General features: G+C 52.7%; 18 protein-coding genes and 1 pseudogene. 15 read left to right on the forward strand and 4 right to left on the reverse strand.

Annotated elements, in window-relative coordinates:
- Positions 1 to 8 precede the first annotated feature (8 nt).
- The 8 genes and pseudogenes from EHT25_RS18185 to EHT25_RS18215 all read left to right on the forward strand — a co-directional run bounded on the left by EHT25_RS18185 (position 9) and on the right by EHT25_RS18215 (position 9,114).
- Complete coding sequence (locus tag EHT25_RS18185) at positions 9 to 938, forward strand: HlyD family secretion protein (RefSeq protein ID WP_124876555.1); 930 nt, start codon at positions 9 to 11, stop codon at positions 936 to 938.
- A 103-nt stretch (positions 939 to 1,041) separates the two neighbouring features.
- Positions 1,042 to 1,965, forward strand: a complete 924-nt coding sequence (locus EHT25_RS18190; RefSeq protein ID WP_124876556.1) for an ABC transporter ATP-binding protein — start codon at positions 1,042 to 1,044, stop codon at positions 1,963 to 1,965.
- 5 nt (positions 1,966 to 1,970) lie between these two features.
- The gene (locus tag EHT25_RS18195; protein ID WP_124876557.1) at positions 1,971 to 2,705 is read left to right on the forward strand and encodes an ABC transporter ATP-binding protein; all 735 of its coding nucleotides are present in this window, start codon (positions 1,971 to 1,973) and stop codon (positions 2,703 to 2,705) included.
- Between the two features lie 121 nt (positions 2,706 to 2,826).
- A complete protein-coding gene (locus EHT25_RS18200; RefSeq protein WP_124876558.1) occupies positions 2,827 to 3,933 on the forward strand; it encodes an ABC transporter permease in 1,107 nt (368 codons plus the stop codon).
- Entirely contained in the window at positions 3,930 to 5,045 is a 1,116-nt protein-coding gene (locus EHT25_RS18205) for an ABC transporter permease (protein ID WP_124876559.1), read from the forward strand. Before EHT25_RS18200 ends, EHT25_RS18205 begins: the two co-directional genes overlap by 4 nt.
- A 176-nt stretch (positions 5,046 to 5,221) precedes the next feature.
- On the forward strand, positions 5,222 to 6,553 hold the full coding sequence (locus tag EHT25_RS18210) for an MFS transporter (RefSeq protein WP_124876560.1): 1,332 nt from the start codon (positions 5,222 to 5,224) through the stop codon (positions 6,551 to 6,553).
- Positions 6,554 to 6,705: 152 nt separating this feature from the next.
- Positions 6,706 to 7,158, forward strand: a pseudogene (locus tag EHT25_RS33190) (polysaccharide deacetylase family protein); the annotation flags it as partial.
- 291 nt (positions 7,159 to 7,449) lie between these two features.
- The gene (locus tag EHT25_RS18215; protein WP_229311705.1) at positions 7,450 to 9,114 is read left to right on the forward strand and encodes a GH39 family glycosyl hydrolase; all 1,665 of its coding nucleotides are present in this window, start codon (positions 7,450 to 7,452) and stop codon (positions 9,112 to 9,114) included.
- A 2-nt stretch (positions 9,115 to 9,116) separates the two neighbouring features.
- On the opposite strand, the gene EHT25_RS18220 is transcribed toward EHT25_RS18215, so the two are convergent.
- Together EHT25_RS18220 and EHT25_RS18225 are read right to left on the reverse strand one after the other, a co-directional pair.
- The gene (locus EHT25_RS18220; protein ID WP_124876562.1) at positions 9,117 to 11,141 is read right to left on the reverse strand and encodes a M56 family metallopeptidase; all 2,025 of its coding nucleotides are present in this window, start codon (positions 11,139 to 11,141) and stop codon (positions 9,117 to 9,119) included.
- A 6-nt stretch (positions 11,142 to 11,147) separates the two neighbouring features.
- Positions 11,148 to 11,552 (reverse strand): BlaI/MecI/CopY family transcriptional regulator, encoded by a 405-nt coding sequence (locus EHT25_RS18225; RefSeq protein ID WP_124876563.1) that lies wholly within the window; start codon positions 11,550 to 11,552, stop codon positions 11,148 to 11,150.
- Between the two features lie 222 nt (positions 11,553 to 11,774).
- On the opposite strand from EHT25_RS18225, the gene EHT25_RS18230 reads away from it, so the two are divergent.
- The 5 genes from EHT25_RS18230 (at position 11,775) to EHT25_RS18250 (ending at position 22,008) form a co-directional block, all read left to right on the forward strand.
- Positions 11,775 to 13,259 (forward strand): serine hydrolase domain-containing protein, encoded by a 1,485-nt coding sequence (locus EHT25_RS18230; protein WP_185731408.1) that lies wholly within the window; start codon positions 11,775 to 11,777, stop codon positions 13,257 to 13,259.
- Positions 13,260 to 13,361: 102 nt separating this feature from the next.
- Positions 13,362 to 16,187, forward strand: coding sequence for a glycosyl hydrolase (locus EHT25_RS18235; protein ID WP_124876565.1), 2,826 nt, complete (start codon positions 13,362 to 13,364; stop codon positions 16,185 to 16,187).
- A gap of 167 nt (positions 16,188 to 16,354) precedes the next feature.
- On the forward strand, positions 16,355 to 16,669 hold the full coding sequence (rhaM, locus tag EHT25_RS18240) for an L-rhamnose mutarotase (RefSeq protein ID WP_124876566.1): 315 nt from the start codon (positions 16,355 to 16,357) through the stop codon (positions 16,667 to 16,669).
- Between the two features lie 232 nt (positions 16,670 to 16,901).
- On the forward strand, positions 16,902 to 20,288 hold the full coding sequence (locus EHT25_RS18245) for a SusC/RagA family TonB-linked outer membrane protein (RefSeq protein ID WP_229311623.1): 3,387 nt from the start codon (positions 16,902 to 16,904) through the stop codon (positions 20,286 to 20,288).
- A gap of 37 nt (positions 20,289 to 20,325) precedes the next feature.
- Positions 20,326 to 22,008 (forward strand): SusD/RagB family nutrient-binding outer membrane lipoprotein, encoded by a 1,683-nt coding sequence (locus EHT25_RS18250; RefSeq protein ID WP_124876567.1) that lies wholly within the window; start codon positions 20,326 to 20,328, stop codon positions 22,006 to 22,008.
- Positions 22,009 to 22,131: 123 nt separating this feature from the next.
- Here EHT25_RS18250 and EHT25_RS18255 read toward each other — a convergent pair whose 3' ends face one another.
- Positions 22,132 to 22,914 (reverse strand): LytR/AlgR family response regulator transcription factor, encoded by a 783-nt coding sequence (locus tag EHT25_RS18255; RefSeq protein WP_124876568.1) that lies wholly within the window; start codon positions 22,912 to 22,914, stop codon positions 22,132 to 22,134.
- Positions 22,886 to 24,085 carry a sensor histidine kinase gene (locus EHT25_RS18260; RefSeq protein ID WP_124876569.1) on the reverse strand — a complete coding sequence of 400 codons (1,200 nt, stop codon included), beginning with the start codon at positions 24,083 to 24,085 and terminating at the stop codon, positions 22,886 to 22,888. Before EHT25_RS18260 ends, EHT25_RS18255 begins: the two co-directional genes overlap by 29 nt.
- Before the next feature lie 310 nt (positions 24,086 to 24,395).
- Between EHT25_RS18260 and EHT25_RS18265 the strand changes: the two genes are divergently transcribed.
- Together EHT25_RS18265 and EHT25_RS18270 are read left to right on the forward strand one after the other, a co-directional pair.
- A complete protein-coding gene (locus EHT25_RS18265; RefSeq protein WP_124876570.1) occupies positions 24,396 to 24,947 on the forward strand; it encodes a cupin domain-containing protein in 552 nt (183 codons plus the stop codon).
- A gap of 75 nt (positions 24,948 to 25,022) precedes the next feature.
- Positions 25,023 to 25,808 carry a carboxypeptidase-like regulatory domain-containing protein gene (locus EHT25_RS18270; protein ID WP_124876571.1) on the forward strand — a complete coding sequence of 262 codons (786 nt, stop codon included), beginning with the start codon at positions 25,023 to 25,025 and terminating at the stop codon, positions 25,806 to 25,808.
- The last annotated feature ends 152 nt before the right edge of the window (positions 25,809 to 25,960 follow it).

The following is a 25,960-nucleotide window of genomic DNA, read 5'->3' on the forward strand; positions in this document are numbered from 1 at the left end:
CTGTTTCTATGAAATCTATTCTGATTATCAGCGTATTACTGATCGGCATGATGGCTTGCAAAACCGAGCCGCAGTCGGACGCTTACGGCAATTTTGAAGCCGTTGAAACCATCGTCTCGGCCGAAGCAACCGGCGCTTTGCAACAACTGACCGTCGAGGAAGGCCAGATGCTGAAAGCCGGGCAAACTGTCGGGCAAATTGACCCGCTTCAACTCCAGCTTCGGAAGTCGCAACTGCTGGCGAGTCGGCGGGCGGTTGCCAGCCGTTCTCCGAATATTTCGGCGCAACTGTCGCCTTTTGAACAACAGATTGCGGTTCAGGAACAGAACCTCAAAACGCTGCAACGCGAGAAAACGCGCACCCAGAATCTGATAGCTGCCGGAGCCGCACCGACCAAGCAACTCGACGATATTGTGTCGCAGATCGACGTCATCGAACGCCAGATTGCGCTGATTCGGCAGCAGCGGGCGGCCCAGCAATCGGCCCTGACGACCCAGCGTACCGGCACACTGTCGGAAGAAGCCCCGCTGGAAGAACAGATCCGGCAGATTGACGACCAGATCAAAAAAGCGACCATCGTGAATCCGGCGGACGGAACCGTTACCGTCAAGTTTGCGGAACCCGGCGAAGTGGCCAGTTACGGAAAACCGCTCTACAAAATTGCCGATCTGAACAAAATCACGCTCCGGGCCTACATCAGTGGAGATCAACTGGTGCGCGTCAAAACCGGTCAGCAGGTGAAAGTGCTAGTCGATGCGCCGAACGGTCAGTTCAAGGAATACGCCGGAACGGTGATCTGGGTGTCGAGCAAAGCGGAGTTTACGCCCAAAGTAATCCAGACCAAAGACGAGCGCGTCAACCTGGTTTACGCCCTGAAAATCCAGGTGAAAAACGACGGCGGGTTGAAGATTGGCATGCCGGGAGAGATTCGACTGTAAGGTTACGTACCCACGGACTTTAGTCCGTGAGTCCCTGAAAATTTTAGAATAGACGCTTAATAGGTAGAATTCACGGACTAAAGTCCGTGGGTACGCGAAAAAAATGGATGCGATTATTATTGAAAATATTTCGAAAGCGTACAGCAAAATTCCGGCGGTTTCGGATGTCAGCCTTTCGGTCCGGCCGGGCGAGTTGTTCGGGCTGATCGGGCCGGATGGGGCGGGTAAAACGACGCTGTTCAAAATGCTGGTGACGCTTTTGCTGCCCGACAAAGGCCGGGCGACGGTGGCGGGACGCGATGTGGTGAAGGACTACAAGGCGCTTCGTCAGTTGGTGGGCTACATGCCGGGGCGGTTTTCGTTGTATCCCGACCTGAGTGTGGAAGAAAATCTGTCGTTTTTTGCGACGGTTTTTGGGACGACGATCAAAGAAAACTACCACCTGATTCAGGAGATTTACGTCCAGCTCGAACCGTTCAAAAACCGCCGGGCGGGGCAATTGTCGGGCGGGATGAAACAGAAGCTGGCGTTGTGTTGTGCGCTGATTCATAAGCCCGAAGTGCTGTTTCTGGACGAACCGACCACCGGCGTCGATGCGGTTTCGCGGAAGGAATTCTGGGATATGCTCCGCAAACTGAACGAACGCGGACTGACGACGCTGGTTTCAACGCCTTATATGGACGAAGCCAGCCGCTGCGACCGGATTGCGTTCATGCAGACTGGTAAAATCCTGGCGGTCGACCAGCCGGTGGCCATAACTAGCCGCTTTAAAAAGCGGCTCTACGCGGTGCGGGCGGCCGATACCTATCAACTGATTCATGATCTGCGGGAAGCGCCGTTTACCGAATCCTGTTACGCATTCGGCGAGTTTCTGCATTTGACCGTGAAGTCGAACGAGGGATCGGAACAACAGATTGGGCGGTTTTTGCAGGAAAAGAATCACCGGAATATCGAAATACACGCCATTCAACCCGGCATCGAAGACACGTTCATGGCTTTGATGACCCAGACGCAGCCGACGGCCTGACGATCATGGAAAAAGCAGTAAGTACCCATCAGTTAACGAAGCGATTTGGCGATTTTATTGCCACCAACGCCATTACGTTCGACGTGGCCCAGGGCGAAATTTTCGGGTTTCTCGGAGCCAACGGAGCCGGGAAAACGACGGCGATGCGGATGCTCTGCGGGTTGCTGAAACCGTCGTCGGGCGAAGCGACCGTGGCCGGTTTTGATGTCTATCGCCAGTCCGAAAAGATCAAGCAGAACATCGGCTACATGAGCCAGCGGTTTTCACTCTACGAAGATTTGACGGTGCGCGAAAACATCCGGTTTTATGGCGGCATCTACGGCTTGCACCGGGCCGACATTCCGGCCAAAACCCATCAGATTTTGCAGAAACTGGGCATTGAGTCCGTCGGCGATTCGCTCGTAGCTTCCTTACCACTCGGCTGGAAACAGAAACTCGCGTTTTCGGTGGCCTTGATTCACGAACCGAAAATTGTGTTTCTCGATGAACCGACTGGTGGCGTCGATCCGATCACGCGCCGGCAATTCTGGGATTTGATCTACGAAGCCGCCCACGGCGGAACCACGGTTTTTGTCACCACGCATTACATGGACGAAGCCGAATACTGTAACCGCGTGTCGATCATGGTCGACGGAAAAATGCAGGCACTCGACACCCCGGCGGGCCTGAAAACCACCTACGACGTGGATTCGATGGATGCGGTTTTCCAGATTCTGGCCCGGGGCACGTCGGCGAAATGAGTTTTCGGTATACGGTTTTCGGTTGGCTGACGCATTCTTTCTGGAGTGTTAGAAATCGTTGATGAATAGCCAGCGTCAGCCAACCGAAAACCGTATACCGAAACCCGTAAACAAAAAACGTATGAACCGCTTTATCGCTTTTGTAAGAAAAGAATTCTTCCACATCCTGCGCGACCGACGGACGCTGTTGATCCTGTTTGGACTGCCGCTGGCGCAGGTGCTGCTGTTTGGGTTTGCGTTGACGAACGAGATCAAAAATGCGAAAATCGCGATTCTCGACAACGATAAAAGTCCGCATTCGCAACAGATTACCAACAAGTTACTGGCTTCGGGGTATTTTCAGTTGCAGGAAAATCTGCGCTCGAATCAAGACATCGAGCGGGCCTTTCGGAAAGGGACGATCAAACTGGCGGTGGTTTTCCCGACCGGTTTTACGAACAATTACGAGCACGGCCGTAACTCGCAGATTCAGTTGCTGGCTGATGCTTCCGAGCAAAATACCGCCATCAGCCTGACCAATTACGCAACAGCCATCATCCGCGATTACACCGCCGAACGCAACCCGAATGCCCAACTGCCGTTGACGATCGACGTCCGCAGCCGCATGGTATTCAATCCCGAACTCAAGGGCGCGTTCGTGTTCGTGCCGGGCGTGATGGCGATGGTGTTGCTGCTGGTGTCAGCGCTGATGACCTCTGTAACGATTGCCCGCGAACGCGAAACCGGAACGCTGGAAGTGCTGATGGTCTCGCCCCTGAGTCAGGGCCAGATTCTGCTGGGGAAAGTGGTGCCGTACCTGCTGCTGTCGTTTCTGAACGGTTGCGTCATCATTGCGCTCGGGGTATTCGTATTGAATGTCCCGCTGAATGGGAGCCTGTTGCTGCTTTTGGCCGAAACACTGCTGTTCATTTTTCTGGCGTTGTCGATTGGTATTTTTATTTCATCGCTCGTTGAAACCCAATTGGTTGCCATGTTTGCGTCGCTGATGGCGATGCTGCTACCGACGATTTTCCTGTCCGGCTTCATCTTCCCGATCGAGAGTATGCCAAAACCGCTTCAGATTATTTCCAACATCATTCCGGCGAAATATTTCATCGGCATCGTGAAGGGAATCATGATCAAAGGTGCTGGTTTACAGTACCTCTGGCAGCCGACGCTGGTGCTGATCGGGATGTCGGTTTTATTTATGGGACTGAGTTTACGCAATTTAAAAACCCGACTGGCATGAACCGGATTCGATACATGGTTGAAAAAGAAATCCAGCAGCTTCGGAGAAATCCGGTGTTGCTGCGGATCATGATTGCGGCCCCGATCATGCAGTTGATTCTGCTGTCGTATGCGGCCAATTACGAAGTGAAAAACCTGAACATCGCTGTGGTTGATGGCGATCATACGACCTATTCGCAGCGGCTGGTCAGTAAGTTCCGGTACCTGGATAATTTCAAAATGACTGGTTATTTGCCCGGCGACAAGCAGGCCCGGCAAGCATTGCTCGCGGGCGATGCCGACCTGGTGCTGGTGATTCCACCCCATTTTGAACGCGATCTGGAAAAGGAGGGAAACACCTCCGTTCAGTTACTGCTCAACGCCATCGACGGTTCGAAAGCCGGGATTGCCAACGGCTACGCAACGGCCATTGTCCGCGATTTCAATTCCGATATTATTGCTGAAACCAAGGTCGTTACGCCGGGCGTGGTACCGCAGCTGGACATTGAAAACCAGTACTGGTACAACCCGAAGCTGGAATACAAAACGTTCATGGTGCCGGGTGTTCTGTTCGAGCTGCTGTTGCTGGTGGGCGGTCTGGTGTCGGCGCTGAACATTGTGCGGGAAAAAGAAATCGGAACGATGGAACAGTTGAACGTGACACCGATCCGCAAGCACGAATTCATCATTGGCAAGTCGATTCCGTTTGTGGTGATTGGGCTGGTGCTGTTTACGATTGGGTTGCTGCTGGGGCGGTTTTTGTTTCAGGTGCCGCTGGTGGGCAGCGTGGCGCTGATGTACGTTTTTGCGGTTCTGTTCCTGATTTTGTGCGTCGGCTTGGGCCTCTTGATTTCGACGCTGGCCGAGAACCAGCAGCAGGCGTTGTTCGTCTCGTTTTTCCTGCTCGTCTTATTCATTCTGCTGAGCGGTTTGTTTGCCTCGACCGAAAATATGCCGGTCTGGGCGCAATGGCTGAACGTCATTAACCCGCTGAAATACATCATCGAAGTGGGTCGGAACGTGATGCTGAAGGGTAGTACGTTTGCGGACGTGAGTCGGCAGTTTGGTGCGCTGGCGGGCATGGCAATCGGGCTCTTGCTGCTGGCGTCGTGGCGGTATCGGAAGACGGTTTAAGAGTTTGGTGAGTTGTTTCGCGGAGTTGAGCGGAGAAAAGGGAGTTAAGCGGAGGTTATTAAAAAACTCTGCTTAACTCCCTTTTCTCCGCTCAACTCCGCGAAACAACTCACCAAACAAAGGTAGATAACCACTACCACCTGCTTTCTATAGCTGGATTCTACTCTTTTTGAATTATGAATAAAGCTATTGGAAGGTACCGCTGGACGATTTGTGGTCTGGTTTTTTTTGCAACGACGATCAATTACCTCGACCGGGTTGTCATCAGTCTGCTGAAAGGCGATCTGGAAAAGGATTTTAACTGGACGGAAACCGACTATGCCAACCTGGTTTCAGTGTTTCAATTGGCTTATGCATTTGGTATGCTGGGGGTGGGGCGGCTGGTCGATAAATTTGGAACCAAAATCGGCTATACAATTTCACTGACAGCCTGGAGTATCGTCGGCGTCCTGACAGCTTTTGCCAAAACGACACTTGGTTTTGGTTTCGCCCGGGCGGGTTTGGGTTTGAGTGAATCCGGAAACTTTCCGGCGGCAGTTAAAACCATTGCCGAATGGTTTCCGAAAAAAGAACGGGCGCTGGCTACCGGTATTTTCAATTCCGGGACCAATGTGGGCGCCATTCTAGCCCCTCTTTCCGTCCCCTATATTGCCGAATTCTGGGGCTGGCAGTGGGCGTTCATTCTTACAGGTGCCGTCGGTTTTATCTGGTTAGCCTTGTGGATCACCATCTACGACACCCCTGCAAACCATAAAAAAGTTTCCAAAGAAGAGCTGGAATACATCAACAGCGATAAAGACGAACAGACAGAAGATCAAACTTCCACCGAAAAAGTCTCCTGGACCAAGCTCCTGACGTTTCGGCAAACCTGGGCATTTGTGATTGGTAAAATGCTCACGGATCCCATCTGGTGGTTTTACCTGTTTTGGTTACCGGCTTTTCTGAAGGCGGAATACGGGCTGACGGGCCGGGACGCATCGCTACCGGTGGCCGTCGTCTACACGATTGCCAGTTTCGGAAGTGTTTTTGGCGGCTGGTTGCCGTTGAATCTCATCAAAAAAGGCTTCCCGGTTTTCCGGGCGCGCAAAACCTCCATGCTGATCTACGCCATTTGTGCGGTTCCGGCGGTTTTTATTCAGTACCTGGGGAGCATGGGACTTTGGTTTGCGGTTTTAAGTATCGGTTTTGCAACCTCCGCCCACCAGGCCTGGAGCGCCAATATTTTCACAACGGTTTCGGATATGTTTCCCAAAAAAGCCGTGGCTTCCGTCATCGGGATTGGCGGTATGGCCGGTGGCCTGGGCGGGATGCTGATTTCGACACTGGCGGGGAAACTGTTCGACCATTACAAGGCGCTCGGGCACCTGGAAACGGGCTATTACATCATGTTCCTGATCTGCGGTTTCGGGTATCTGCTGGCCTGGGGCATTATGCACCTGCTGGTTCCGAGGTATAAGTTGATTGAACTTTCAAGCAAGAATACTTCTCAAGGTACTCCGGTCGCATAGGCGGTTTTTGGTTTTCAGTTTACGGTGGCTGACGCGTACCCACGGACTAAAGTCCGTGTTTTTGAAAGTCTTGACTTACTAAGAATCTCAAAACACGGACTTTAGTCCGTGGGTACGCGTCAATCTCATTTCTACCAATCTCAATTTTCCGGATGAAACAACGTATCGTTATCGGTTTTCTACTGATAACCAATTTGTTATCGGGTGCCATCGCCCAGATTGTGCGAAAGCCAATCCCCGACAAGCTGGTCGTGTTGACGTTTGACGATGCGCCCGTGACCCACGCGACGGTGGTAGCGCCCTTGTTGAAGAAATACGGTTTTGGCGGGACGTTTTACGTCTGCGAATTCCCGCCCGATTTTGCCGACAAGAAGAAATACATGAGTTGGGAGCAAATGCGGGAACTGGACCGGATGGGCTTCGAAGTGGCCAACCACACGCTGTCGCACAGCAACGTCGCGAAATTGTCGAAACCGCAGTTCACAGCCCAACTCGATTCGCTCGAAGCCCGCTGCAAAACCCACGGCATCCAAACGCCCCTGACGACCTTCGCATACCCCGGTTATGGCATCAGTCCCCTTGCGTACGATGTTTTGCGGGAAAAAAACTACCAGTTTGCGCGCGTGGGTGGGGCGCGACCCTACGATCCGAAGACCGATTATCCGTACCTGGTTCCGAGTTACAGCACCACCGAACCCAATAATTACGATAAGGAGCGGATTTTCAACGCGTTTCAGCAGGCCAGAAACGGCAAAATCGTGGTGCTGACCATCCACGGCGTTCCCGATTACGCCCACGACTGGGTGACGACGCCACCGGACATTTTTGAAGCCTACCTGAAGTACCTGCACGACAACAACTACCAAGTGATTGCGTTGCGCGATCTGGCGCAGTACATCGATTATCAGGAAGCCTTGAAAACCATTCCGCCCCCGCTGCCGCCGGTTTCCATCAAGGTCGATCTGAACAAGCCGAAAGGCCGCATGGACCCCATCTGGGCGTGGTTTGGCTACGATGAACCGAATTATACGTACATGAAAGACGGCAAAAAACTGCTGTCGGAACTGTCGGCGCTGAGTCCGGTGCCGGTGTACGTCCGGGCGCACAGCCTGCTGGTGACCGGCGACGGAAAAGCGGCCTTGAAATGGGGCTCAACCAACGCCTACACGGAAGATGCGAAGGGAAAACCGGTGTACGACTGGACCATCATCGACAAGATTTTCGATACCTACATCGAACGGAAAATGAAACCGCTGGCGCAGATCGGGTTTATGCCGGAAGCCTTGTCGTCGAAACCGCAACCCTATACCCACGACTGGCAGCCCGGACAACCCTATGACAAAATCTTCACCGGATGGCGCTACCCACCGAAAGACTACGGGAAATGGGCTGAATTGGTTTATCAATGGGTCAAACATTCGGTCAAACGCTACGGCAAAAAGGAGGTGGAAAGCTGGTATTGGGAGCTTTGGAACGAACCCAACGGTGGTTATTGGGGTGGCACCGTCGACGAATACAACAAGCTGTATGATTATTCGGTGGACGCCGTTCGCCGGGCCTTGCCAACCGCCCGGGTGGGTGGGCCGCACGTCACCGGACCGGCCGGAAAAAGCTCCGTGGCTTTTCTGAAAGCGTTTCTGGAGCATTGCCGGAGTGGCAAAAATTACGTCACCGGCAAAACCGGGTCTCCGCTCGATTTTGTGGCTTTCCACGCGAAGGGAGCGCCCCGGCTGGTCGATGGACACGTTCGGATGAACCTCGGCACGCAGCTCCGCGACATTTCGAGCGGTTTTCAGATCGTGGCTTCGTACCCCGAATTCAGCAAATTGCCGATCATCATCGGCGAGTCCGACCCGGAAGGGTGTGCCGCCTGCGGGATGAAAACCAATCCCGAAAACGCCTACCGCAACGGCACGCTGTATTCGAGTTACACGGCGGCTGCCTTTGCCCGCAAATACGAGCTGGCCGATCTCCATCAGGTGAACCTCAAGGGAGCGGTTTCGTGGTCGTTCGAGTTTGAGGATCAGCCCTGGTTTTACGGTTTCCGCGATCTGGCGACCAACGGCGTCGATAAACCGGTGCTGAACGTGTTCCGGATGTACGGCATGATGCGTGGCAACCGGGTTGAGGTGACGGGCAATATGGCGTACCAAACCACGGCGATTCGTGATTCGAGCGTTCGTCGGGCAGCTCCGGATGTGAACGCGTTGGCCGCCCGCGACACAACCTCCAACACCGCCACCGTGATGGTCTGGAATTACCACGACGACAACGTTGCGGCACCGGTTTCGCCGGTCGATTTGAGTATCAAGGGCTTAACGGCCAAGCAAGTGCTGGTGACGCAATACCGAATCGACGAGGAACACAGTAATTCCTACGCGGTTTGGCTGAAAATGGGCTCTCCCCAGAATCCGACGGCCGAACAAATTCGCGAACTCGAAAAGGCCGGTCAACTGGCGCAATTTGGCTATCCGGTCAAAACGGACGTTGCCAACGGCGAAGTCCGACTGAATGCGGTTTTGCCGCGTCAGGCGGTGGCCCTTTTCAAATTGACGTGGTGAGCTTATTTTGCCGGACGGTTCAGGTCTTCTTTATCCAGAATAATACCCACTCCTGTCATTTGTACTGGCCCGTAATACAGCCCGTAGCGTGGTTTGATGCCGTATTGAGCTTTTAATTTCTGATGAAGTTCGCCGGATTGCCGCACACCATTGACCACCAGTTCGTCTTCGCTCAGCCCAAACCAATCCACCGCAGCCGGTTCCGAAACGACCCGGGCCGTAACCAGATCGGCAATGACACCGCGAACCCGGTTTTGATCGTAGGAAATGTCGGGCATGGGCGGACGTTTTTTGGCAATCATTACCGGTTTATGAAACGTTGAATCGGGTTTGGCATTCCGCGCGTGTTTCTCTTTCCAGGCCGTCAGCGGTTCTGAGGGCTGACCTTTCAGGGTTTGGAGCTTCTCCGGCAAACCGTTCGGAATTTGTTTTTTCTGAGGTTTTTCGGCAGAAACCGGTTGCGGATCGGTAGCCATTTTGCGGTTTTTGGCCAACTGCTGTTCTTTCATCCGATCCAGTTGTTGCTGCCGTTCTTCAGCAGCTTTGGTGTTTTTATCGGCCATTGACTCCGCTTTTTCCCGTTGCTTCTGTTCAAGTACCTGATCGATTCGGCGAAGTAAATCCGCATGAGCCGCTAACTGATCAGTTGGAACGCCCTTGTCGTTGATTTCCAGTGCCGACAACTGATTGTCAGTGACTTTTAGATGGTAACGATTGCCCAGACCATCTCGTACAAACATTTCCCGGTTTGCCAGGTCGTAATTATTACTGCCGAAAAGAATACTGGTAAAATTCAAAACCGTATCCGCCGGGGCGGTAGGTTCGGTGCGGGTCGGAATTTTCGCCGTCGGCGGTGGAACAAGCCCTTTTTTTACCGCGACCGGACGTTCCACCGGCTGTTCCGCTTTTTTCGGCCGGATGGCTGAAACCGGACTGGGCTGTGCGGTTTTTGCTTTCTTCTTGATAACCTCCTGACGACTTTGTTGCTCGGTTTGGGGGAGAAACGCGAAGGCCGAAATGAGGAGAAAACCTGCCAGCAGCACAACAGTCTCCAGCGCACTTAATTTTTTGTTTTCCTGCGTGATCATGCGTTTGATTCGGTGAATGAGTTGATGACGACCCAGGCCCATTGCCATTGACGGTTGGGCCCGCGAACCCGCCTGTGTTTGAAAAGCCAGCAGGGCTTCGAGGTAGTGACTTTTGGCGGACGTATGCGCCAGCACAATATCGTCGCAGCAGATTTCCCGCTCTTCCCGAACCAGCGCCGATAGCCAGAGCAGCGCCGGATTAAAGAAAAAGAAGGTTTCGACCAGACTTTGCAGGAGGTTGACGAGGTAATCGCTCCGGCGGATGTGCGCCAGTTCGTGCCACAAAATCGTTTCAATCTGTTCGGGCGGAAGTTGAAACAGCAGGCCAACCGGCACCAGAATGACGGGTTTGAAATGCCCGATGGTTACCGGTACGCTGATCCGCCCGGATTGCAGCAGGGCGACGGGCCACCGGATGCCCAGCGTGTGGGCAAACGACAACACCTTGCTGTTCCACTCATCACCCGGCGCGGACACCTGTGTGTGCCGGATGCGGTGAACCTGAAAAAGCCCGCTGACCAGCCGAAGGCTTTTCACCCCAAAAAACAGTAGCCAGATCGCAAAAATCCAGTCGGAATGCTGGTTGATAAAAACCGTTATCGGATCAATCAAAGGAGCGGTTTTCATCACAAAATGTTCCGGTTCAACCGGAGCCGAAGGCAAACCGGCCGAAACCATCACCGCCGAAGAGTGGGCGATTGAAGCGGGTGCGATGCGGGTCCGTTCCCGGAAAAAGACAAAACCGGTCAGGAACACAAACAGCAGCAAGGTACCGGTCAGGAGTTGATACCGGAGCCGGGATGAAGCGGTTCGGGTACCGGAAATCAGCAGCCCGGCCAGCCCCGCAACGAGCAGCCCGATCCAGAGGGAATGAATGAGGGTCCAGCAGGTGGCCCGGACAAGCGGGCCGGAAGCGTGAGTGATGAATGGGATTTCCATCTTGTTTTACGGTTTTTCGTCCATTTTTTTGATCAGGTCCCGAAACGTCTCAATCTCGTTGGGCGACAGGTTTTTATTGCCCAACAACTGCATCATCAGGCTGCCCGCCGAGCCGTTGAAAAGCGTATCGACCACCCGGTTCAGCAGAAATCCTTTCGTTTTTGCTTCTTCGACGGCGGCCCGGTAGATGTGCTTCAGCTGGCTTTCGTCTTTTTTCAGGAAGCCTTTTTCGACCATGATCTGCATCAGCTTCAGGGTGGACATATAAATGACCTTCCGCCTGTGTTCATTGAGGTGGTCGTTCACAAACCGAGCCGTCGAAGGGCCAAACTCCCAGAGAATTTGCAGGATTTCCAGCTCCGATTTGGTCGGTTCGGGAGCGGTGTTTTTTTCATCCTTTTTCGCTTTCATGTTACGAAGCTAAGAAAAGTTTCTTAAATAACGTAAGAAATAATTCTTATCAACAAGAATTTTCTCTACTATTGCCGTATCGTTTCGAAATCAACGCTTTAAAAGTAAGAAATATTTCTTATTTGAGCCTTAAAAATTTTAGACTTACTGTAAACAATTGATCAACATGAACCCCAAATTCATTCACAAATCGCTTTTGATTCTGGTATTGCTTATAGCAAGTTGTGCCGGTTTTCGCAGGAAACCGCAACGCCGTCGTCTCGAATTGCCCGAATCGATTCACTGCTGTCGACGCTGGCCAGCCACGGCTTATTGAATGGGAGCGTGTTCGTTGCGGAGCAGGGCAAGGTACTTTATAGCAAGTCGTTTGGATATGCCGACAAGGCGCGTCGCGTTCCGCATACCGATACGACCCGGTTTAATCTGGCATCCTTGTCCAAACCGTTCACGGCCCTGGCGACGCTGCAACTCGTGCAGAAAGGTAAATTGAAGCTGGACGATCCGGTGGTGAAGTATTTTACGGATTTTCCGCATCCGACCATTACCGTCCGCCATCTGCTAAATCAGACATCCGGTTTGCCGGTTCTGGAGCGGTTGATGGATGCGTACGTGAATGCGCATCCGGACGAGGTTCTCAGCAACCAGCAGGTTTATGCGTCGCTGGTGATTTTGAAGAGTCCGCTGCTTTTTCAGCCGGGCGATACCTGGCGGTACAACAACCTGAATTACGTGTTGCTGGCGATGCTGGTGGAGAAAGTGAGCCGAATGTCATTCGCAACGTATGCGCAGCGCAACCTGTTTCGGCCCGCCGGGATGCCCAACACGTACATCCGGCTGGCGGGGATGCCTAACACGACGCGCTACATCCGGCCCAATCAGTACACGCTGCACTACCACAACGTCGATTTACTGGATCGTAAACAGGAGTATACCTATTATCAGCTGGGAAGTCTAATTGGCCCGAACAACGTAATCAGTACCATTCAGGATTTGTGGAAGTTCGATCAGGCGCTGATGGCGGGCAAGCTGGTCAGTCCGGCACTACTCGAAATGGCGAGTAAACCGCTAACGCTCAACAACGGGCAGGTATTTCGGATGGGCAGTAGCACGCGCTCGTACGGTTTGGGGTGGAGTGTTTACCACAGCAAAACCGAGCCTATTAACCATTTCATTTTTCACGACGGACACATCGTTGGGTTAACGACATTTCTGCACCACAATCTGACGAAAAATCAGACCATTATCTTCTGCGACAACACCGACAACAACCCGTTGCAGGTGATGGTGGCGGTTTCCAATATCCTCAATAATACGGCTCCACCGCCGATCCGGCTGACGGAATCGCTGGTGCGGCTTTACGGCGAAGCGCTGGTAGCCGGAGGTCCCGATTACGCCATCACCAGATTCAATGAGCTAAAAACCGACTCGACCCAATATCACGTCGATGAGCTGGAAATGAACCGGCTGGGCTACGATCTCCTGCGCGCTTCTTCTCCACAGTACAAAGCCTATGCACTGGAAGTGTTCAAAATCAATACGTTGCTTTTTCCGAAAAGTGGTAATACGTACGACAGCTACGCCCACGCGCTGGCGAAAAGCGGCCGGAAAGAAGAAGCGATCGCCATGTACCGGCACTCGATTCGGGTGTGGCCCGGGAACGAAGAAGGGAAGAAAGCCCTCCGGGAATTGTTGGAGCGAAAAGAGTAAAATTGGCGTCTTGTGATCTTACACGAAAAGAATTTAAGGAGCTACCGATCTCCCCGGATTTTCGCTGCTTAAACGCTACGAAAGCATTCTTTTCAAAAGTTCATGAGACGATATTTCTTAGTTGCCGCCGTATTCTTCAACTCCCTCGCCCTCGCCCAGCCGCGCTGGCCAGCCATTACACAACAGGCCAAACCCTGGACGCGCTGGTGGTGGATGGGGAGCGCGGTGAACCCAAAGGATCTGACGGGTCTGCTAACGCAGTACCAGAAAGCCGGTTTGGGCGGGGTCGAAATCACGCCCATTTACGGGGTCAAAGGCGAAGAGAAAAACTTCATTCCCTTCCTGTCACCCAAGTGGATGACGATGTTTGACCACACGCTGAAGGAAGCCAGTCGGCTCGGGATGGGCGTCGATCTGGCGCAGGCGTCGGGCTGGCCGTTCGGCGGGCCTTGGGTGACCCCGGAAGATGCCTGTAAATACGTCGCTTATAAAACCTACAGCCTGAAAAGTGGCGAAAAGCTAAACGAAGCGGTTACCTACATCCAGCAGCCGATTGTTCGGACAGTGGGGGAGAAGATCGACCTGAAACAACTGGTGGAGCCGATTACTAAAAATCCGAATCTGCAACTCCACGCGTTCGATCAGGTGCGGTTTGAAAAACCACTGCCGCTTCAGGCGCTGATGGCGTATTCCGACAAGGGCCAGACGCTGAATGTAACGGCCTACGTGGATGCCAAAGGAAATCTGAACTGGACGGCGCCGGACGGAAAATGGACCTTGTATGCGGTTTTTCAGGGCTGGCACGGCAAGATGGTCGAGCGGGCAGGACCGGGGGGCGAAGGCGACGTGATCGACCATTTTTCCAAAACCGCCACGCAGCATTACCTCCGGAAATTCGATCAGGCGTTTAAAGGACACGACTTGAAATCGCTCCGGGCGTTTTTCAACGATTCGTACGAAGTGGACGATGCGCAGGGCGAAAGCAACTGGACCCCGGCGCTGTTCGAAGAGTTTAAAAAACGACACGGCTACGATTTGCGCCATCAGCTGGCCGCGCTGTTTGGGAAAGATTCGGACGAAAAAAACAAACGCGTGTTGAGCGATTACCGGCAGACGATCTCGGAACTGCTGCTCGAAAACTACACCAAAACCTGGAGCGAGTGGGCCAAAGGAAAAGGTAAAATCATTCGCAACCAGGCCCACGGATCGCCCGCCAATATTCTGGATTTGTATGCCATTACCGACATTCCGGAAATCGAAGGCACGGAGATTTTGCGCATCAAGTTTGCGTCGTCGGCGGCCCATGTAACCGGCAAAAAACTGGCTTCGTCGGAGTCGGCGACCTGGGATAACGAACATTTCCTGTCGAAGCTGAGCGACATCAAAAAGGACATGGACCGGTTTCTGCTCGGCGGAGTGAACCACACGTTTTACCACGGGACGAACTATTCGCCGAAAGATGCTGCCTGGCCGGGCTGGTTGTTTTATGCGGCCGTACATTTCAATCCGAACAATTCGTTCTGGACGGATTTCGGGAAATTGAATCAGTATGTGGCTCGGTGTCAGTCGTTCCTGCAGTCCGGAAAACCGGATAACGACGTGCTCCTGTATCTGCCGATCTACGATGCCTACGTGCGGCCCGGTAAGGTATTGCTCCAGCATTTCGACGGCATCGAGCACGGTTTTAAAGGGTTGCCGGTGGAAAAACACGCCGAAACACTCTGGGAAAAAGGGTACGGTTTTGACTTTATATCGGACAAACAACTACTCAATGTTACCTCGGCCACCGGAAAGCTGCAAACCGGGGGAGTTGCTTACCAGACGGTTTTGGTGCCGAATGCGGAATACATGCCCGCCGGAACGCTGAACCAGATGATGCGACTGGCGCAGAACGGCGCAACGGTGGCTTTCGTCGGTAAATTGCCCGAAGGCGTACCCGGTATGGGCAACCTGGAAAACCGGCAGGCGGCTTTCAAAAACCTGATCGAGCAACTTAAGTTTACCAATGCCGGACAGGGCGTGAAGAAAGCAGTGGTCGGGAAAGGCGCTTTTCTGGTCGCCAAAGATGTGGAGGACCTGTTGACGGCTGCGGGCGTAAAACGCGAAAAACTGGTCGATTCAAATCTTCAGTTTGTGCGTCGGCGTCACGCAAAAGGGCAGTATTATTTCATCGCAAACTGGGGCGAAAAAACCGTCGACGGCTGGATTCCGTTGCAGACCACCGCCAAATCCGTGGCCTTGTACAATCCGATGACGGAGAAGCTAGGCATGGCAAATTTCCGGACAACCGCCGGGGGCAGTGAAGTCTATCTGCAACTGATGCCGGGCGAGTCTTGTATTCTGGAAACGTCGGAAACACCGGTCAGTGGTCCGGTTTATACGTACTGGAAACCGGCGGCAAAACCGCAGGAAATCAAAGGGACCTGGGCCGTTAATTTTGTGGACGGTGGCCCGCAATTGCCGACCAAAAAAGAAGTGGCCAAATTAGGTTCGTGGACGGAGCTGGAAGGCGAGGAGGTCAAGAATTTTTCGGGAACGGCGAGGTACACCCTTTCCTTTCCGAAACCGGAAGGCACCGGCACAAGTTGGCTGCTCGATCTGGGAAAAGTGGCTGAAAGTGCTCGTGTTCAATTAAATGGGAAGGATTTAGGGACACTGATTGGCCCGACATACCAGCTTGTTATTCCGAACGAACAATTGAAGGCCACCAATACATTAACGGTTTTTGTCTCGAACAGCATGGCCAACCGGATTGCGGAAATGGACCGGGAACATCTCATCTGGAAGAAATTTTACAACATCAACATGTCGGCGCGGCTGCGCGAAAACCGGGGTGCCGACGGAAATTTCACCGCCGAAAAATGGAAGCCGAGGGATTCCGGTTTGCTGGGCCCCGTGACGTTGACTCCGGTCGTTGCCGGAAAATAAAAACGGCTAAAACCGTTGAAAGACGGACATGATTTCGGGCGGTTTTCGGACGACTAAGATCCTGAGTTGGTGATTTTGCAATAGCCTACGGCGTTAGTCGTAAGGAAAAGACCCCCTATTCTTCAACAGTTCAGTCGTTCAAACGACTTTTTTACATCTTAATAACTATGCAGGAAATTGCTTTTACCATGAAATTAAAACCCGGTTTGGAGGCTGAATACCAGCGTCGGCACGACGAAATCTGGCCGGAGCTATCGCAGGCCCTGACCGAAGCCGGTATCCGGGATTATTCGATCTTCCTCGACCGGGCCAGCGGTACCCTGTTCGGGGTGCAAAAGCGGGTGGAGAATCACACCGCCGATCAATTGCCGACCCTGCCCGTGATGAAACGCTGGTGGGCCTACATGGCGGATCTGATGGATACCAATCCCGATCATTCACCGGTTGTGATAACGCTCGAGCGCGTCTTTCACATGGACTGACGGCTTTTATGGCGTGAATTTTCAACCGGAGAGGATCGGCCAGCAGGCCGGTCTTTTGTTTTATATTGCCGAACAGAAAATATCGAAACAATTCGGTGTAAAAAGAAAAAAATAAAAATGTTTTTAATGTTTTTTTTATCCCTCAAAAGTGTCCTATATTTCTTCCCCTGAGTGAACATTTGTACTTCTCTAATACATACTCCATCCATCCAACTATGTTAAGTAACATTCTATGAAGACACCTTTCCGATTTTATTACAAACTGGTGGGAATGACGGTTTTATGCGTCATTTTGTCCTTGCCCGTGTTCGCGCAAACAATCAAAGTCAGCGGAAAAGTACAAGCGGCTGCCGATAATTCGGCGCTGGTAGGCATCTCAATTCTGGTCAAAGGTACCAACAATGGAACGACTTCGAATGCAGCCGGGGAATACACCATCAACGCTCCTGCCAACGGCACCCTGATTTTCTCCTTTATCGGTTTTGCGAAACAGGAAGTTCCGGTCAATAACCGCAGCCTCATTGATGTGACCTTGCAGGAAGACAATCAGCAGCTGAATGAGGTCGTCGTGACGGCCCTGGGGGTAAAGCGGGAAAAAAAGCAGTTGGGCTACACGGTTTCGGAAATCTCCGGGACCAAAATGGCGGCTACCAACGAGCTTAGCCCCATCAGCGCGTTGCAGGGTCGGATTCCGGGCGTTCAGATTGACCAGGGCGCGGGCGGTCTGACGGGAAATACCAAAATCCTGATCCGGGGAAATTCGACGCTGTCGACCAATAACCAGCCTATTTTCGTGGTCGATGGCGTGATTCTGGACAACGACATCTACGACGAAAGCGGCCGCGATTTCGGTAATGCCCTCAAAAACCTGAATATGGAGGATTTTGAGAGTGTTTCCGTGCTGAAAGGCTCAGCGGCAGCCGCGCTCTACGGCACCCGGGCGATCAACGGCGTGATTCTGGTGACGACCAAAAAAGGAGTTCAGCGGAAGGGAATTGGTGTCAGCGTTTCGCAGACGTTTAACATGCAGAAAGCTTACCGGGGGCCGGATTTTCAGAATGAATACGGTGGTGGAACCGTCGGCGCATTTTTTACCGATACCCGGGACCCGAATTACAAACCCGACGAAAGCTGGACCACGAAGGTATTTCCGACTAATAGCCAGGGAAAACCATATATCGATCAGCAGATTAACCGGGAGCTGGAAAACTGGGGTCCGCGGTTTGCAGGCCAGCAAGTTCTTGATTATGATGGGAAACCGACCACCTATCAGGCGTATCCTAACAATTACCTTGATGCGTTTCAGACCGGTTTGGGTAATCTCACCAACGTGGCCATCGACGGTGGGGGAGAACGTTCGACCTTCCGGTTTTCGTACAACCGGGCCAAAAACCGGGGGATCAACTTCAAGAACGAACTGGAGAAAAATGCCTTCAACCTACGCGTGACGCAGAATCTGAACAAATTTCTGGTGGCTGATGTAACTGCCGATTATACGGTCACTGAAGGAAGCAACCCACCGAGTCTGGGTCTGAACCCTTTTACCTGGACTTATCCGCGTAACTATAACACCAAATACTGGATGCAACGGGAAAATTACCTTGGTTATACCGGTGGCGCCCCGAACGTATTCGATCCCAACGAACCCAATAAGGTGCCTCGTGCCGATTACTGGTTTGGCATATTCGAGAACGATTACCTGCAAACCGAGCAGATGGTGCGTGGTCGGCTGATGCTGACCGGGACGGTGACCGACTGGCTAAAACTCCAGGTCGAAGGAAATTTTAACAATCTGTACACGAAAAATGAAACCAAGGAATTAGGTACAGGTGCCAATTTTACGGGTGGCAAGTACGGTTTGGGTCACTCAGTCAAACAGGCCACATTTATGAAATGGATGGCTATTTTTAATAAATCAATCACCAAGGATCTGGATTTCAACGGTTACCTTGGCGGAGAAGCGCAGAACTACAACCTGTCGTACAACTATTCCGAAACGAAAGACGGGTTGACCTATCCGGGCAACTTCTTCCTGGCAAACTCCAAACAAGCGCAGGTTTCTACGGGCGGTATCAAAACCCGGCGGGCTTACCGGTCGCTGTACGCCAGCGCCGATTTTGCTTACAAGGATCAATTGTTTTTGCAGGCCACGATGCGGAACGACTGGACATCGGCCCTGACCTATAAGGACGGAACCGGTAACAACTCGTACAGCTATCCGTCGGTCAGCCTTTCGTGGGTATTCTCCCAGACCTTTCATTCGACGCTGCCGTCATGGATTACCTACGGAAAACTGCGCGGCAACCTGGCAGTTTTGGGGGGCGACATCGACCCCTTCATCCTGAATCCCGGTTTTGCGTTCAAGAATTATTCCAATGCGGGCGGTTTTGGCGATCAGCCGATGTCGACCTACAGTTCGAACTCGACCTTGCAGCAGAATGTCAAACCCTTGCGAAAAACCGCCAAGGAGATCGGGCTGGAGCTGAAAGTGCTGAACAACCGGCTCGGCATCGACGTGTCGGTTTACCGTGACAATTCCCGCAACCAGCCGATTCCGATTTCGGCCGCTATTGAAACTGGGGTGAGCAGCATCCTGATCAACGCCGGGAACATTCAGAATACCGGGATCGAAATTGCCCTCGACGCCACTCCGCTCAAAATCGGCGATTTTACCTGGAACACCATGGTCTCGTTTTCCCGCAACCGCAACAAAATTGTGGAATTGTACGGTGACCGTGAATATTACCCGCTGGCGGACGAGTCGGCCGGGGGAAACGACCTGATTCCGTACGCCAAAGTGGGCGGAACCTACGGGGTCGTTCGGACGAAAATTGCCGCCAGCCGGTTTCAGGGGGCCGACGCCAACGATCCGCGCAACGGAAAACCGATCCTGTCCTGGCGGGGTGATGCCCGGGCGGCTTTCCCGGCACGAAGCAATGAGTGGAAAGATGTGGGTGACATCAACGCCAAATTCCGCGGAGGCTGGGATAACACCTTTACCTATAAGCGGTTTTCGCTCAATGTGCTGCTGGACGCTAAAATTGGCGGAGATATGATCATTACCACCCTGCGCTACGGCACGCATACCGGGGTGTTTACCAACACCTTGCAGGGTCGTGATGCCGAGCACGGCGGGATTGTCTGGACCAGTAAATACGATAACAAGACCTACGACGACGGCATCATTCCGGATGGCGTTTTTGCCGCCGGACAAACCATCACGCAGGCCGACGGAACCGTGGCTAACGTGGGCGGAATGACGTTCAAGGATGCCTATGATAAGGGGTTGGTGGAACCGACGCACCTGCCGCAGTATAACTACCGCTACGGTTCGTTCTCGACCGCCGTGGGCGATTACTGGATTTCGGAAAATTCCTGGGTTTCGCTCCGGCAGGTTTCACTGAGTATTCAGGTGCCGTCGAACTGGGTGCAGAAAGTGAAGCTCAACAACCTGTCCGTCAATCTGGTAGGCCGTGATTTGCTGTACCTTTACAACACGCTGCCGCTCCACTTCAACCCGGCTTCCAATTACTCCAACAGCACCGCCGTACAGAAGGAAAACGGTTTTATTCCACCCATGACGCGGACGCTGGGCGTCACGCTGCGGGGGACTTTTTAACGAAAACCGGTTCTGAACGACTTAAACGATCTTTATTATGAAAAATAGATTGACCTGGAGTTTCGCGCTCATGCTGGTGACCGGCCTTTTCGTGACCACCTCCTGCAAGGAAGACTTCGCCAACATCAACACCGACCCGAGTGTGGTCACCGTTCCCGACCCCAAATACCTGTTCACGTATTCGTTGGACAACCTGGAGTCGTATAAAGGAAACGAATGGGTGTGGGAAAGCCTGGAACAAACCCTCCGGTTTTCGCAGCACCTGACCACCGACCCCTACGAGCTTTCGACCAACATCAATTCCCGGTATTCGGCCTATTACACGAATGTTCTCCCGAATCTGGTCGAAATCCGGAAGCAGATCGACGCCAAACCCGACAAGGATCGGTACCAGAAAATGCGGGCGGCAACGTACGTAGTGGCGGTTTATCAGGGCTTGCACGTCACCGACCTGAACGGCTCAATGCCGTATACCAAAGCCATTCAGGGGCGGTATGAAGAAAACTTTCGGCCGGAATACGATACGCAGAAAACGCTGTACGACACCTGGTTGACGGAGCTGACCGCATCCGTTGCCACGCTGACGGCCAGTCTGACGGAACAGGAAAGTTATGGAAACGCCGATATTTTTTACCACGGCGACTGGACGAAGTGGGCCAAACTGGCCAACACCCTGAAACTCCGGATTGCGCTGCGGTATGAAGGGCAGGACAAGACCAAAACACAGCAGATTTTCAAGGAGGTAATGGAAAATTCGGCGGGGCCGATCGTGGAGGATGCCGATCAGTTCGCTTACATCGACCCGGATTATGATCCGATTGGTAGCAACATCGACTACCGCAGCGCCCGCTTTGCCACCAATTCCATCATCACGTTTCTGAAAGGGACGAATGATCCACGGCTGAAGATTTATTTTACGCCCAACGATCTGACGGCCAGTGCGCTGGATACGATCAAAAAATATAATCTGACCCTGCCGTCGTTCATCAAAACCGGTGATCCGCTGATCCGCTACCAGGGTGGTCCCGCCGACTGGACGACCAATCAGGCGGTGGCGCAGTACTACAAAAACACGTTCAATGCCGGGACCAACAAGTACATCCTGATGTCGGCGATCAACCGGGTGTTTTTTGCGCCCCGTCGGAATGGAGCCACCGGTACGTTCCACGACTACCTGGTAACGAGCGCAGAAACCTGTTTTTACATCGCCGAGATGATCACGAAAGGCTACGGAACCGGCGTTAACACGAAAGGAACGGCGGAGTTCTGGTACAACAAGGGCATTACCTCCTCGCTAAAAACCATGAACGCCATTGCCGTTGCCGCTTTATCGACCCAGGGATTGACCAGCGCGGCTGATCAGGAAATTGCGGCTTACATCGCGCAACCGAAAGTAAAGCTCGACGGTACGAATAACCTGGAGCGGATTTATATTCAGCAGTATCTGAACTTCATGCGGCTTCCGACCGAGGCTTTTACGTTTGTCCGGCGGACCGGGTATCCGAAGAATAACTCGACGTATTACCCCCGCGATCCGTTCAACGAACTGATTCCGCGCCGGTTCTGGCTGGACGAACCGCCCCTGGGAACGAATAATGATAACTGGAAAAAAGCGCAGTCGGAGCAGGGTTTTACGCTCAACGACCACACGCCCCAGGCACTGAGTACCCAACGGCTCTGGTTCGACAAAAACAGCCCGGCATTCGGGCAGGGGAATTAAAAATTTCGTTTTGGGGATTCTACATTTCCCCAAAATGAACGTTTCAAGGAAATTATCAGCCCACGCGTCACGCGTAAAACCGTGGGCTGATACAATTCTTAGCATTATAATAACGGATCAAACTTACGTCACCCGCGTATAAAACGCCTTCAGATTATCCCGGTAACTCCGGCTCCATTTCAATTGTTGCCCCGTTGTCAATCGCACGATGTATTCACCGTTGAAATGCGTTTCAATTTCGGCTACGTAATCCAGATTGACGATGTGCGATCGGTGAATCCGAACGAAGTTGTCCGGGTTTAGCCGGGTTTCCAGATTCGTCAGGCTTTCGTAAATCAAGTGGTTTTTGCCCTCGGTATGCAGTGTAATGTAGTTGCCGTCGGCATCGAAATACTGAATGGCATTTGTGTCGACCAGACTCATTTTGCCGGTTTCTTTCACCAGAATCCGGCGCAGATACGCTCCGTCCGGCTGGTGAGCGGGTTCGTCGCGCAGCAATTGCCCCAATAATGCATCGACCTGCGGTTGGGTGCGCTGTTGGACCAGACGCTCCTGCGCCCGGTTCAATGCCTGATAAAAACGAACCTCGTTGAAGGGTTTCAACAGGTAGTCGATGGCATTTACTTCAAACGCACGGAGGGCGTACTGATCGTAGGCCGTCGTGAAAACGACCATCGGCTGGTGGTACGACCAGATTTCCTTCATGACCTCGAAACCGTCCAGCTCGGGCATTTGAATATCCAGAAAAATCAGATCGGGTTTGTGTTTCAAAATCTTCAGGACGGCTTCGGTGCCATTGGCGGCTTCGTCCACTGTCTCAAGGGTTGGCACGGGTTGCAGCAACGTCCGAATGGCTTGCCGGGCCAGAATTTCATCGTCAATGATGAGCGAGCGGTATTTGGTCATCGTATTGGGTTGTTAGCGAAAATAAGCAGGGAAGCGTCAGCGCAACGGTGGTGCCATTGCCGGGCGGTTGGGCGAAGGTCAGCCGAGCCTGATTACCGTAAGCCTGCTGGAGCCGGGAGCGCGTATTGCTGAGTCCCAGTCCGTTGCCGGCGGTTTTCCGCTTCCGGGGCTGATTGCCGACCCCATTGTCGAACACTTCCAGCAGCAGAAAATCATCGACCCGCCGGGCCGCAACGCGAATCCGGGCGCAGCCGGTCAGGTCGGCAATGCCGTGGGTAATGGCATTTTCGACCAGCGGTTGCAGAATCAGTTGGGGCACCAGACTTTCTTCGGCGCCGGGGTCGATGTCGTATTCGATCTGCAACCGATCCTGAAACCGGATTTGCTGAATGGTCAGGTATTGTTGCGTCAGTTTTAGTTCTTCCCGAAGGGTCAGAAAATTGTCGTCCTGATGGGCCAGTACGCCCCGCAACAAATCACTCAGCGCGGTGACCATGTCGATGGCTTTCCGGTTGTCGTGCTGCAGCATCAGACTCACAATGGCGTGGTGCGTGTTGAACAGAAAATGCGGATTGAGCTGCATTTTCAGAGCTTGTAGCTGAGCGTCGGTCAATTGTGCTTTTAGCTGCGAATTGGTTAATTCCGTAGCGAGATGCTGTTTTTCGAGTTGCTGATAGCGGTTATCGAATAAAAAAATGTTGTACAAAACCAGCACCAGCAGGTACAGGGAAGTCCCCCAGCTGTATTCGCCGACAAACCATTTTAGAATGTTGTTCCACGGTAATTCTTTGCCTAATTCCCAACGATAAAGCGGGCTGATAATCAGGTATTCGATGGACCGCACGGTGAACGTCAAAACCGTAAAGGCCAATAGATGAATGAGAAAGGTTTGGGCAAAACGCCACCGGGATTGCTGCCGGTTCAGGGGAAACAACTGCGCCATGTACAGCAGCAGGGGCGTACTGAGCGTCCACAAAATCCAGTGAAGCACCCACTGTGCCCAGCCCGCATACAGCATTTTATACGGATTGACCCAACTGTTGAGGCTGAATTCGATGAGGGTGATACCCGCCTGAAAACTCCAGAACAAAACGATGTATTTCCAGATCCGGCTGGATGAACAGGGCAAACCCGGCGCCTTTTCAATTAAGTGGGGGGGCAATTTTTTCATGTGCAAAACGTCCTTGGGAGCTTTCCTAAAATTAGGCGACTGCTTGCCGAATCCCCGAGGTGTTTTCTTTGAACCGACCCAAATTCAGGATGAAACGCGGTATTGCCCATTTGGCAGAAGCGGAGACCGGCGGTTTTTTAGAACGAAAAATAGCTTTTTGCGCCGTTGCATTTTTTAAATCGGATCACGGGTCGCTCAAATAATTCCGGTGTCGTTTCGCATAACGGTGGTTTCGGTTCGCAGAAGTCGGCGGTAGTTTTGTAACCGTAAACAACAATCAGGAGAACCTGAATTTAGGTAAGTATCCGTTATGGCATACGCAAACAAAACGCTATCGAATGCCAAAACCGGTCAGGTGATCCGGTTTATCCAGACCAAAAACGATACCGATGGTGAATTACTGGAGATGGAAGCTGCTTTTAGCCCTTATTCGGCGGAACCCGTGGCCCACTACCACCCGCAGCAGGTTGAAGATTTTCAGGTTCTTTCCGGTCGATTAGCGGTTCGCATGAACGGAAAAATACACTTGTTTCGGGCGGGCGACCGGTTTCATATTCCCAGCAATACCGTGCATTCCATGTGGAATCCAACGGATGGCAAAACCGTCGTCAACTGGCGGGTCAGCCCGGCGCTGGACACGGAATATTTCCTGGAAACAACAACCGGACTGGCCAACGACGGCAAAACAAACGCCAGCGGAGTGCCCTCGATTTTGCAGCTTTCGCTGCTGATCAACCGATTTTCCACCGTTTTCCGATTGACGAAACCCGGTCCGGCGGTTCAGAAATTAGTCGTCTTGCTGGTGGCTCCGCTGGCCTGCCTACTCGGCTACAAATCGACCTACGCCAAATACATCGATTAATACCTAAACAATCCGAAGTCAGGCTGGCAAGCCCGTCGGCCTGACGCATTTTTACCAGTAAACGACACAAAACGAATGAATACTTTAAGGCAGAAAACCGCTCAAAACCTTGTTCGGAGCGTATGGGTGGCCGGGATGTTGTTGAGCACCGGCTGTTCCAAATCGGAGGACGATCCTGCTGCGGGTGGAACCTCAACCGCTGGTTATCTGGCCGGTCGGGTAACTGATTCGCAGGGAAAACCGCTGCCGGGCGCGACGGTTCTGGCCGATAACACGCTCTTGTACAACAGTCATCTGGAAACCAGCAGCGATGCAAACGGGAATTACCGGATTAAGATGCCAAACGGTAGGTACCGGGCGATTGCGGAAATCCGGAAATCGTACAACGGCAAAGATTACAGGCTGTCTCTGAAACCGGACAACACGGCGGCTTTTGCCGGTTCCGACGGCGCGGTGCGCAATTTTCAGTGGGTGCTCACCGGCGAACACCCCGACCAGTCGGGCCTGCATTACGGGGGCGAGGTGACGCTCGATATGGATATTCTAAGTGAGTTGTACGACGTTGAAAATATTGAGTTCACGTTTGCGCCGGTGGGGCCGCTCATCGACGGTTCGGCGGGGAAAACGCTGAAACTCAAGTCCGGCGAACCGCATTCCGATTCGTACGGCCGCCTGGTGGATGTGCCGATTGGCCGTTACAAGATCACGGCGGTGCATCAACCGACGGGCCGGGTTGTGCAGGTCAAAAACAAGAATGGCACGTACGCAGCTGACGGTTCCGTAACCCTGGATTTCTACGGAGAAAACGCGCCCTGGGCCTGTTTCAACTGCATGATCCTGGAATATAAAGAACGACAATAGCTCGCCTTACACTTCATCAATTTTGCTGAATAAGTCCGCCGGACGCCGGTGACAGCTCATTCCGGGTTGTTGCAGGGGTCCGGTTTTTTTATTACAAACAATAGCGGAATATTCGTATTTAAATATGTATTATTGGATTTATATAAGAATTT

Source organism: Larkinella rosea, from assembly GCF_003858635.1.
GTDB lineage: Bacteria > Bacteroidota > Bacteroidia > Cytophagales > Spirosomataceae > Larkinella > Larkinella rosea.